This is a genomic window from Mesorhizobium sp. M7A.F.Ca.CA.002.09.1.1 (assembly GCF_003998555.1).
GTDB lineage: Bacteria > Pseudomonadota > Alphaproteobacteria > Rhizobiales > Rhizobiaceae > Mesorhizobium > Mesorhizobium ciceri.
Map to the genome: position 1 here is coordinate 1 of NZ_RZRR01000076.1, position 10,677 is coordinate 10,677.

Consider the following 10,677-nt stretch of genomic DNA (forward strand, 5'->3'; position numbering starts at 1 on the left):
CCACCCGCAAACCCGCCCGAGCACTGCATGGGAAACAACCGCCACAATCCGGCCATCGTCGGCGTTAAGCTTCGTTAACGGGCAAAGGGGTGCGATTGGCGACTGAAAGAGGTTCGCATGGACGCGCAGCTCGACGACAAGGCTCTCGAGAGTACGCTTGCCGAAAGTCTGGCCGATCTGGTGCCGGACACAAAGACTGTTTCCGAAGATGAATTTGTTGAAGTTGTCGGCGGCGCGCTGGAAGCGGTCGGCGGCACGTTGCTGTTCAAGATGTGCGTCCAGAACCAGGGCGAGGACCAGCACGTCGCAGCCGCGTCAGTCGGCGATGGCGGAAACCGCCAGTTCCTGCTGCTCACCTTGCCGACCGGCGGTGGTTCCCTGAAGGTCGAGACCGTATCGAGAAGCAGCAACCCGGTCGCCGGTATTGCTGCCGCCTATGCGGGTCTCATGGACGTGTTCAAGGCCGCTGCCTGACAGCTGACGACAAGTATCGAGGATATTCGGAGGCGCGATCCGGCAGTGCCGGCCTGGGCAGGTGTTTGCGTGTTGCATGGCGACGGCAGGCCTTGAACAATGCGTTTGCGCGACACATCTCAAAGTCGACGCAAGGAGAGCCGCCGCATGGATCAGATCGCCAACCCCGCACCCGGTTTCCAACGCAACCCGGACAAAATCATCACCATCGAGCCCTATGCCGGCACCGTTACCGTGCGCGCCGGAGACGTGGTCATCGCTTCAACAGCGAAGGCCAAGGTGCTGACCGAAGCTCCCTATCCGGCGGCCTTCTACATTCCGTTCGCCGACATCGATTTCGGCAAGCTTGGCCGCACCGACCACTCGACCCATTGCCCCTACAAGGGCGATGCAAGCTATTGGAGCGTGCTGCCTGCCGGCGAGACCGGCCAGAACGCCATGTGGGCCTATGAACGGCCTTTCGACGAGATGGCTGAAATCGGCAACCACGGCGCATTCTACGCCAGCAAGGTCACGATCGAAGCCAAACCGGACTGAGCCAACGCCGAAGCGGGATACGCTCGGCTGGCCACTCACTCCGTGGTGCCGTTATTGCCGATGCCCTCGGCATCGTCGAGCCGCACAAAGGTCAAGCCCTTGGCCTTGAGCGCCAGCAGCCCCTGCACCACGCCTTCGCCTGCCGCATGGGTCGGCTGGTTGATATGCGAGATAATGACGTCGCCGTCCTTGGCCGCCGCGATGCGCCGCGCGGTTTCCTTGGCGCCGAGCAAGGAGCCGCCGTCGCCGTTTATCGAGAATCCCGCGACCTTGAAGCCAAGCTTGCGGATCATGGCGATTGCCGACGGGCTGTATTCGGCGGTTGCGCCACGAAACCATTTCGGCGCCGGCTCGCCGGTCCCGGCAAGAGCGGCGGCCCCCGATTCGACCTCGGCCAGCACCGCATCCGGGCTGCCGGCGCTGCGGATGCCGTAGATTTTCCGCGGCGTGTCGACCGCCGGGATGTGGTGACCGCCGTGATTTTCCAGTTCGAACAGATCGGGATGCGCCCGCATGATCTCGACGGCGGCGGCGTTTCGCTTCAGCCAGATGCCGGTCACGAAAATGGTGGCGGGGATCTTGTTGTCCACCAGCGCCGAAAGGATCCGGCTGTCGGTCTGTCCGCCGCAGGCATCGAGCGTGAGTGCCACACGGCCGGCGCCGCTCGCCTGCGGCCTGATGTGCAGCGTCGGCTCGACGAGCGGCGCGGCATGGCCGGCGGATGCCATCGCCAACGACATGGCGATCATCCAGAGATTTTTTTGCAGCAGGCGCATCAAACCGATTTCCTGACCCGTCATTTCAAGCAGGCATCCCAAAGACCCGCATGAAGGCGGAAATCAGGATGATGCATAGCAGAAAAGCGCTCCACGCGACAATGTGACCGTGCCTGTGGCGAAGGGGTCATTCCACCGCGTCGAGAGTCGTGCATGCGACCCATGATCTCAGATGACGCATTCCAGCTGCATTTCGGTGCGCGAAAGAACCTCGCGCACCGCGTCGACCACCGGCTTGACTTCCAGGCCCCAGACGCAGCATGCCTTGCTGGGATCCGGCGCGCGGCAAAGGTCCTCGGCCATGCAGGCGCAAGGCATCGGCGGCTGGAGCGAGATGCTGGGCACGCCGACGGGACCCCAGCGCGACGGCTCCGTCAGACCGAACAGCCCGACAACCGGGGTCCCAGTGGCTGCCGCCATGTGCATCGGGCCGCTCTCATTGCCGAGAAACAGCCGGGCCTGTTTCAGCACCGCCAGCAGGCTTTCAAGCGACAGGTCACCGACGAGATTGACGACCGGCGGCGCGGTCCTGGCGACGATGCGTTCGGCGATCTCGCGCTCGTCCGGGCCGCCCACCAGGACGACGTCCAGGCCGGTCTCGCCGGCAATCTCGACGATCGCTGCTGCAAACCGCTCCGGCTGCCAACGTCGCCCCTCGAAGCTTGCACCCGCATGCACGGCGATGAAGGCATTTGGCCGCAGATGGTGTTTATCCAGGAGCGCCAATGCTTTCGCCATCTCCAATGGCAGCGGCTGAAGGTTCGGAATCACCGTGCGAAGTTCAATGCCGAGCGCTTCGAGCGGCGAGAGGTAGCGGTACAGGAAATGCTGGCCATCAAAGCCGTAGGGCTTGGCAAGGACGTTGGCGGGCTGCCGCTCCAGCATACGCAAGGGTCTTTCGGAGGGATTGTATCCGACACGGGTCTTTGCGTGGACGAGCCCGGTGAGGATGCGCGACGTCTTCGAATCGGTCAGGTCGATGGTCAGGTCGAAGCGGAAGCGGCGCAACGCCCGCACCATGGCGTAGAGCTCCTTCCCGCGCTCCAAGGGCGTGCCGCGCATGCGGTCGCGCCTGAATGCGACCACCTCGGAAGCGATACCATGGGCGATCACGAAGCTCTCGAAGCGGGCCTCGCACAGAAAGACGATGCTGGCGCCGGGGAATTCGAGCCGCAGGTTCTTGGCGAGCGCCGAGGCGAGGACGAGATCTCCTATGAACTTGGTTTGAATGACCAGGATCGAGCGGAGCGGCGCGGGAGAGATCTGCAGCATCTGTTTCCGGGAGCAATTTGCGGATGGCCGCAAATTGGGCAGGAACAATGTCGAGATTACGCGGCGCGGCCAGCACGTTCGCGTGAATTGTCTTACAAAACGGTAAGCTGGATGGATCCTATCCGCGGCCTGTTTTCGCAACCAGCACCGCTGCCTGCGCTGCCGCCAGCCTGGCGATCGGCACGCGATAGGGCGAACAGGACACGTAGTCGAGGCCGACCTCTTCGCAAAAGCGGATCGAGGCCGGATCGCCGCCATGTTCGCCGCAGATGCCGAGCTTGATGTCGGGCCGCGTCGCCTTGCCCTTTTGCGCGGCCATGCGCACCAGTTCGCCGACGCCCTCGATGTCGAGCGAGACGAACGGGTCCTGATCGATAATGCCCTTCTGGCGGTAGGTTTCCAGGAACGAGGCCGCATCGTCGCGCGAGATGCCGAAGGTCGTCTGGGTCAGGTCGTTGGTGCCGAAGGAGAAGAATTCGGCTGATTCTGCAATGACATGCGCGCGGATGGCGGCGCGGGGAAGCTCGATCATCGTGCCAGTGAGATAGTCGATCTTGACCCCGGTTTCCTCCATGACGCTCTTGGCAACCGCATCGATGCGCGCCTTGACGTAGTCGAGTTCCTTCACCAGGCCGACGAGCGGCACCATGATCTCGGGGACCACCAGGGCGCCGGCCTTCCTGCCGGCCTCCACGGCCGCCTCGAAAATGGCCCGTGCCTGCATCTCGGCGATCTCGGGGTAGGAGACGGCCAGGCGGCAGCCACGATGGCCGAGCATCGGGTTGAACTCGTGCAGTGCCTCGGTGCGCTGCCTGAGCTTGTCGGGCGACACGTTCATGGCGGCGGCGACCTCGGCGATTTCAGCCTCGGTCTTGGGGAGGAATTCGTGCAGCGGCGGATCGAGCAGTCGGATCGTCACCGGCAGGCCGGCCATGATCTCGAACAGTTCGAGGAAATCCGAGCGCTGCATGGGCAGAAGCTTGGCGAGTGCGGCGCGCCGGTCCTTTTCGGTGTCGGCCAGGATCATCTCGCGCATGGCGACGATGCGGTCGCCGTCGAAGAACATGTGCTCCGTGCGGCAAAGCCCGATGCCTTCGGCGCCGAAGGAGCGCGCCATGCGCGCATCGAGCGGTGTTTCGGCATTGGTGCGCACCTTCATGCGCCGCACCGCGTCCGCCCATTCCATGATGGCGGCAAAATCGCCTGACAGTTCAGGCTGCAGCATGGCAACCGCGCCCTTCAGCACCTGGCCGTTGCCGCCATCGATGGTGATGATGTCGCCTTTGCGGAAGGTCTGCCCCATCGAGAGCAGCGTGCCGGCCCTATAGTCGACGCGCAGCGAGCCGGCACCCGAGACGCAAGGCTTGCCCATGCCGCGCGCCACCACCGCGGCGTGGCTGGTCATGCCGCCGCGCGTGGTCAGGATGCCTTCCGCCGCATGCATGCCGTGGATGTCTTCGGGACTGGTCTCGATGCGCACTAGGATCGCCTTGCGCCCTTGTGTCTTCAAGTCCTCGGCGTCAGCTGAGGAAAAGACGATCTCGCCGGTAGCGGCACCGGGCGAGGCCGGCAGTCCGATGCCGATGACGTCGCGCGCGGCCTTGGGGTCGATGGTGGGATGCAGCAACTGGTCGAGCGAGGCCGGGTCGATACGGGCAACGGCTTCCTCTTTCGTGATGAGCCTGTCGCGCGCCATCTCGACGGCAATTTTCAGCGCCGCCTTAGCAGTGCGCTTGCCGGAGCGGGTCTGCAGCATCCACAATTTGCCGCGCTCGATGGTGAATTCGAGATCCTGCATGTCGCGGTAGTGCTTCTCCAGACTATCGGAGATGGTGACGAAGGACTGGAACGCGTCAGGCATCAGCTTCTGCAGCGACGGCTTGTCCGAGCCTGCTGCGATACGCGCCGCTTCGGTGATGTTCTGCGGCGTGCGGATGCCGGCAACGACGTCCTCGCCCTGCGCGTTCACCAGGAACTCGCCATAGAGCATCTTTTCGCCGGTCGATGGGTTGCGCGTGAAGGCAACGCCGGTGGCCGAGGTTTCGCCCATATTGCCGAACACCATGGCCTGGACGTTGACCGCCGTGCCCCAGCTTTCGGGAATATCGTGCAGGCGGCGATAGGTGATGGCGCGGTTGTTCATCCAGCTCGAGAACACGGCTGATATCGCGCCCCAGAGCTGCTCATGCGGATCCTGCGGAAACGGCCTGCCAAGCTCTTCCTCGACTTTGGCCTTGTAGAGCGCGATGACGCCCTGCCATTCGAGCGCCGTCAGTTCGGTGTCGAGCTCGTGCCCGAGCCCGCCCTTCTGGTCCTCCAGGATTTCCTCGAACACTTCGTGGTCGAGACCCATGACGACATCGGAATACATCTGGATGAAGCGGCGGTAGCTGTCATAGGCAAAGCGCGCATCGCCGGAATCGGCGGCCAGCGCCTCGACCGTCTCGTCGTTCAGGCCGAGATTGAGGACGGTGTCCATCATGCCGGGCATCGAGGCGCGAGCGCCAGAACGCACCGACACCAGCAGCAGTTTCGACGGGTCGCCGAACCGACGACCGGTCAGCCGGCCGATGTGATCGAGCGCGACCGCGACATCGGCTTCCAACCCGGCCGGATAAATACGGCCGTTGGCGTAGTAGGCGTTGCAGACCTCCGTGGTGATGGTGAAGCCCGGCGGCACCGGCAGCCCCAGGCTGCACATCTCGGCTAGGTTGGCGCCTTTGCCGCCCAGGAGATTCTTGTCGCTGGCACGGCCCTCCGCCGCACCATCGCCAAAGGTGAAAACCCATTTGGTCATGCATCGCTCTCCGGTTGCAGGAGATTGGAAAGATTGGCGAAACGGAAAGTTCCGCCGGTCCGCCCTTGGAGCGATATGATGCTGCAGTGCGAAAGGCAAGGCGTCGGCAAAGCCGCCCGGCCACTACAATCGATTAAGCAAAGCCGTGCCTCAGGATGCGGCAAAAAGGTTTGCTATGCCGGGGATTCTGGAGTAGAACATACAGTGAACAAAGAGGTGGCTATGAAACTGTCCGGAAAACTCGACTATCTGGAAATGCCGGCTACGGGCGGAACGCTGGACCGGCTGAAGGCCTTCTACAGTTCCGCCTTTGCCTGGTCGTTCACTGACTATGGGCCGACCTATTCGGCCTTTGCCGAAGGCCTGGACGGGGGTTTTCAGGCCGACGCCGCCGAAGCGCCATCGAAGCCGCTGCCGGTGCTGTACAGCAGGGATCTGGAGGCGACCCTCGAGGCTGTCGAAAACGCCGGCGGCACGGTCGTCAAACCGATCTTCGCGTTCCCTGGCGGCCGCCGTTTCCACTTTGCCGATCCGGCCGGCAACGAGATGGCGGTGTGGTCCGAATAGCCAGCTGGTGCCGTCTGGTGGCGTTGCTTTTGCTGCCCAAACAGGCGTTCTCACCACCATTCATGGGGCATTGTGCTTTTTGGCTGCTCTGCTAATAACGCGCCGCACAAGCGACTCTGACGGCAATTGGGGCGTCGCCAAGTGGTAAGGCATCGGTTTTTGGTACCGACATTCCCAGGTTCGAATCCTGGCGCCCCAGCCATCCCGCTCAGGTCCGTTCCGGACACTTAGGACCGAGAGTACCTTTGCGATCTTCCATGAAGCCGATCGGCTAACAGTTCGATTGTGTCATAAATTCAGATGAGCCAAAGCCGTCGCGGCAAATTCAGGTCTTGCACATGATCTGGATAGTGTCGCCTTGAACATCTCCTTCTTTCCATACATAGTTCGGCCGGGTGGGTGGCGGCTCAACATGGAACTTCAATGAACCTTCCTATCTTCGCCATCAACCTCGATCGCGAGACCCAGCGCTGGAGCGAATTGCTCGCCAGCGCCGAAGCGGCAGGCCTGACCTTGCAGCGCATTGCCGCCGTCGACGGCCATGCGCTTGCCAAAGAGGCCTGGACGGAGATCGATCTGCCAGCCGCACGCAAGCTGAGCGGGCGCGACATCCTTTCCGGCGAATATGCCTGTTACCGCAGCCATATCCAGGCGCTGGAAACGTTCGTGGCCGGTGGCAGCGCCCATGGCCTGATCGTCGAGGACGACGTCCTCTTCAGCGAAGACACCATGCGGCGCATCGAGGCCGTCATCGCGGCGGTGCCGGATTTCGACGTCATCAAACTGATCAACCATCGCATCAGCTTCTTCATGCGCGCCGTCGAGACGGCGGAAGGCGACGAGATCGGTCGTGCGCTGCATGGCCCGCAAGGCTCGGCCGCCGCCTATCTGGTGACGCGGGAGGGCGCGCAGGGTCTGTTGTCGGCGCTCGCCGTCATGAAAATGCCATGGGACGTCGCGCTCGAACGCTTTTGGGATACCGGTCTGAAGGTCTATTCGGCCCGCCAAAACGTGCTTGGCTTCGCCGCCAGCAGCGAGATCTCCGGCATAGCCGGTCCCTCGGGAAGCTACAAATCCGCAAGGTTGGGGGGGCCGAGCCGGCTACGTGCCGGGGTGTTGCGGGCCAGTGACGAGCTGCGCCGCCTGCATCACGTCCTGCTGCGGCCCCCTTTGCCGCGAGATACCCTGGACTATGCCAAGGACAACGCGCCGCGCCACACCTTGCTTCTGTTGCTTGCGGCACTCGCCGTTCTCGCCATGGTTTCCGCGGTGTGGCGCGAGGCAGACACCTACCGCTATGCGGGCCTGGCGCTGGCCCTGGTCGCGGTCATCCGCTGGTTCAGGGTGGATTTGTGGACCTACAGCAAACCACTGATCGGTTGGGTCGGCTTCCTGTGTCTGGGCTGGTCGCTCTATGTCTTCATCCGACTGGCGATCGTCTATTTCGGCACCCACCAGTTGGGTGGCGCCGAAGGCATTTACATGTTTCCGCTGTTCTATGCGACGACCGGATTCGCCTTTCTGCTGTTTGTCAGGCAGCCCGCACGGCTGGTCCTCTGGTTCATGATCCTCAGTCTTGTCTTCCTGGCGGCGGACACCGCCTGTTCGAACATGTTTCAGGATATCCAACCGGCCCCGTGGCTTTTCAACAATCCCATCCACGCGTCGGTGGCGGCCGGTTTCATCTTCCTCTGCACGCTGCAATTCATGGCTTACACGGCCCAGAGAACGGACCTCGGGAAAGCAACCAAGAACCTTTATTGGGCGCTGTCGACAGCCGTCCTGCTGCTTGCCGTCGTCAATATCATCGAGATGCGGTCAAAGGGCGTGTGGCTTGCGCTTGCGCTTGCGCTGCTCCTGTTGACGGTCATGACCCTGGCGAGAGGCCATCGCCGCGAACTGTTGGTTTCGGGTGGCGTGCTGGCGATCGTGGCGGCCGGCATTGTCGCAACACACAACATCTTCTCGTCCACCGCCGGCGACACCATGACCTTCGTCAAAACCCTGGTTCCGGATGTGTTCAGGCATGGCGTCCTTCCCGCATTCGACCGCGCCATCGCGAGCGATGCGGTTCCGCTTGCAGCCAAGGAAAGGCTGATGCTGTGGGCGGATGCGATCGATATCTGGAAACGCCACCCGATCTTCGGAGCCAGTTCCAGCTGGCTGACCGAGTGGGAGAACAGAACCTATCATCCCATGATCTTAAACGTCTTCCACAATGGTTATCTGGAAATTGTCGTGCGCTATGGTGTGGTCGGACTGGCGTTCTTTGCCTTTCTCTACACCTGGTCGGCCAGGCAGGTTCTGCTGGCCATGCGAGCCAAGCTTGTCGCTCCGGCCGCATGGTCCTGTTACATCTCCACACTGGTTTTCTTCGCCCTCAGCATCCTTACCAATTCCAACAACCGGCTGGCCATGGGTGAGGCCTTCATGTGGTTTGCCGCGGCGTTCGGCTTCTATTGTTTTTATGTTCGCCAGCAGAAGAACCTTGTCGCGCCGCGAACCTATTTTTAGGGCCTGCCGGCGCAGCACGTATCTGATCAGCCGGTTGCGGCCAATGCACCTTTGAGGCCCCGCTCAATTTCCCGATAATCGGGAAAGTCGATGCCAAAATCCACGGCTTATCGCCGGCAACCCGTTTGTTACGATCGACACAGATCACAGACGGGGGTTGTCACGGATATGCTGACGGACAGGCAGGCACGCGAAGCGGTGGAGCAGTACCGCGAGGAAGGATATGCGGTCGTTCGACAATTCGTCGACGGCGACGAGATGATCCGGCTGAAGAAGGAAACCGATGCGGTCTATGCCGATGGCCTCAAGCATCACGCCACTTTCCGGCACGGCAACCTGAATTTCCAGATCCTGCCTGAATCGGACTTTGGCCAACGATATGTGCTGCAGGCTTACTGGTTTTCCTGGATCAATTCCTATTTCGAGCAGTTCCGCCGCAATCCCGACTATCTGAAGCTGCTCGAGGGTCTGATCGGCCGCGACATAAAACAGATCGCCCAACAGCTGCACTGGAAGCCGCCCGGCGCCAATGTCACGGGTTATCGCTTCCACCAGGATCTGCGCTTCCGTAACCAGGCCGCCTTCGACAATGTCGCCGACGCCACCGTGACAACAGGCCTCGCGGTCGATCGGGCGACGCTGGACAATGGCTGTCTTCAGGTCGTGCCCGGCAGCCACAAGCTCGGCTATCTCGGCCTGTCGGACGAGGGAACCGGCGAGCTGATGAAGGGTCTGACCGCCGAAGAAGAGTTGCGCAAGGTCGGCATCGACCCGGCGACCATCGTTCCGCTGGTGCTGGAGCCGGGCGATCTTGCTTTATGGGGGCTGCTCACCGTGCACGGCTCCTCGCCCAACAGGTCACAGCACGACCGCGCCTTTGCACTGTCCAGCTATGTGCGGGCGGATACGACGCAACGTGGCGAATGGGCGTTCAGGGACGGTGTTTCGGTGCCGCTCGGCAAGACGCCGGCACTGTGCAAATACGAAAAGCTCTTCGAGGAGCCGGGACCGATGTACGACACCACCGCCTGGTGGAAATGACGCTGCCGCGTCGGGCGACGGGGGCAGCAGGGGCCTGGCGTTCGCGCCAGGCCCCTGACGGCGTTGGCCGGCAATCGGGCAGCATTTCAGGCGGTGAAGTCGGCCGACAGTTCGCGGATCAGGAAATCGACGAACGCGCGCACCTTGGCCGCAATATAGGTGCGGTGCGGATAGAGTGCGTAGATCGGGCTGGAGCCGGGGCGAAACTCATCCAGCTGCACTTCCAACCGGCCGTCGCTGATCGCAGCATCGACCAGCAGGCTGGGCAGATTGCCGATGCCGAAACCGGCGGTGGTCATCTGGTAGGCGGCCTCGACGCTGTTGGTCGAGATGCGCCCGCCGACAGCCGCATCGAAAGGGCCGTCTGGTCCGATGAAAGGCCATGTGCCAAGCCGCTTGGCGAAATTGCTCAGCACGCAGGAATGGCTTGCCAGCTCATCCGGGTGGACCGGGCGGCCGTTTGTGTCCCAATAATCGGGCGTGGCGCAGACATAGTTGCGAACTTCCCCAAGCCGGCGGGCAATCAAGGCGGAATCGGCCTGACCGCCGAAGCGGATGGCGACATCGTAGCCTTCCTCGACAATGCCGACGACATAACGCGCGGTGAGGTCGAACTCGATCGTGGTGAGCGGGTTCTCTTCGAGGAATTTCGGCACCAGCTTGGTTATGCGCGTGTGGCCCAGAACATTGGAGCAGGAA

At 62.3% G+C, this 10,677-nt stretch carries 9 protein-coding genes and 1 tRNA gene; 6 read left to right on the top strand and 4 right to left on the bottom strand.

Annotated elements, in window-relative coordinates; translation table 11 throughout:
- The first annotated feature begins 117 nt into the window (after positions 1-117).
- A complete protein-coding gene (locus tag EN994_RS05695; protein WP_013532740.1) occupies positions 118-474 on the top strand; it encodes a hypothetical protein in 357 nt (118 codons plus the stop codon).
- Positions 475-621: 147 nt separating this feature from the next.
- On the top strand, positions 622-1,011 hold the full coding sequence (locus tag EN994_RS05700) for a DUF427 domain-containing protein (RefSeq protein WP_013532741.1): 390 nt from the start codon (positions 622-624) through the stop codon (positions 1,009-1,011).
- Positions 1,012-1,046: 35 nt separating this feature from the next.
- Here EN994_RS05700 and EN994_RS05705 read toward each other — a convergent pair whose 3' ends face one another.
- The 3 genes from EN994_RS05705 to ppdK form a co-directional block, all read right to left on the bottom strand.
- Positions 1,047-1,787, bottom strand: coding sequence for a polysaccharide deacetylase family protein (locus EN994_RS05705; RefSeq protein ID WP_013532742.1), 741 nt, complete (start codon positions 1,785-1,787; stop codon positions 1,047-1,049).
- Between the two features lie 168 nt (positions 1,788-1,955).
- Complete coding sequence (locus EN994_RS05710) at positions 1,956-3,059, bottom strand: glycosyltransferase family 9 protein (protein ID WP_013532743.1); 1,104 nt, start codon at positions 3,057-3,059, stop codon at positions 1,956-1,958.
- Between the two features lie 118 nt (positions 3,060-3,177).
- Positions 3,178-5,856, bottom strand: coding sequence for a pyruvate, phosphate dikinase (gene ppdK / locus EN994_RS05715; protein ID WP_013532744.1), 2,679 nt, complete (start codon positions 5,854-5,856; stop codon positions 3,178-3,180).
- 222 nt (positions 5,857-6,078) lie between these two features.
- Here ppdK and EN994_RS05720 point away from each other — a divergent pair, with 222 nt between their 5' ends.
- The 4 genes from EN994_RS05720 to EN994_RS05735 all read left to right on the top strand — a co-directional run bounded on the left by EN994_RS05720 (position 6,079) and on the right by EN994_RS05735 (position 9,978).
- On the top strand, positions 6,079-6,423 hold the full coding sequence (locus EN994_RS05720) for a VOC family protein (RefSeq protein ID WP_013532745.1): 345 nt from the start codon (positions 6,079-6,081) through the stop codon (positions 6,421-6,423).
- A 127-nt stretch (positions 6,424-6,550) separates the two neighbouring features.
- A tRNA-Gln gene (locus EN994_RS05725) sits at positions 6,551-6,625 on the top strand.
- Positions 6,626-6,846: 221 nt separating this feature from the next.
- Positions 6,847-8,937, top strand: a complete 2,091-nt coding sequence (locus EN994_RS05730; protein ID WP_013532746.1) for a glycosyltransferase family 25 protein — start codon at positions 6,847-6,849, stop codon at positions 8,935-8,937.
- A gap of 168 nt (positions 8,938-9,105) precedes the next feature.
- Positions 9,106-9,978 carry a phytanoyl-CoA dioxygenase family protein gene (locus EN994_RS05735; protein ID WP_164745819.1) on the top strand — a complete coding sequence of 291 codons (873 nt, stop codon included), beginning with the start codon at positions 9,106-9,108 and terminating at the stop codon, positions 9,976-9,978.
- Between the two features lie 86 nt (positions 9,979-10,064).
- Here the strand turns inward: EN994_RS05735 and EN994_RS05740 are convergent.
- The coding region (locus tag EN994_RS05740; RefSeq protein WP_127307432.1) for a substrate binding domain-containing protein at positions 10,065-10,677 on the bottom strand (613 nt) is incomplete at its 5' end.

Bases quoted from the DNA above. Each gene is read 5' to 3' on its own strand.
- EN994_RS05695 (WP_013532740.1), top strand. From the start codon at position 118: ATGGACGCGCAGCTCGACGACAAGGCTCTCGAGAGTACGCTTGCCGAA.
- EN994_RS05700 (WP_013532741.1), top strand. From the start codon at position 622: ATGGATCAGATCGCCAACCCCGCACCCGGTTTCCAACGCAACCCGGAC.
- EN994_RS05705 (WP_013532742.1), bottom strand. From the start codon at position 1,787: ATGCGCCTGCTGCAAAAAAATCTCTGGATGATCGCCATGTCGTTGGCG.
- EN994_RS05710 (WP_013532743.1), bottom strand. From the start codon at position 3,059: ATGCTGCAGATCTCTCCCGCGCCGCTCCGCTCGATCCTGGTCATTCAA.
- ppdK (WP_013532744.1), bottom strand. From the start codon at position 5,856: ATGACCAAATGGGTTTTCACCTTTGGCGATGGTGCGGCGGAGGGCCGT.
- EN994_RS05720 (WP_013532745.1), top strand. From the start codon at position 6,079: ATGAAACTGTCCGGAAAACTCGACTATCTGGAAATGCCGGCTACGGGC.
- EN994_RS05730 (WP_013532746.1), top strand. From the start codon at position 6,847: ATGAACCTTCCTATCTTCGCCATCAACCTCGATCGCGAGACCCAGCGC.
- EN994_RS05735 (WP_164745819.1), top strand. From the start codon at position 9,106: ATGCTGACGGACAGGCAGGCACGCGAAGCGGTGGAGCAGTACCGCGAG.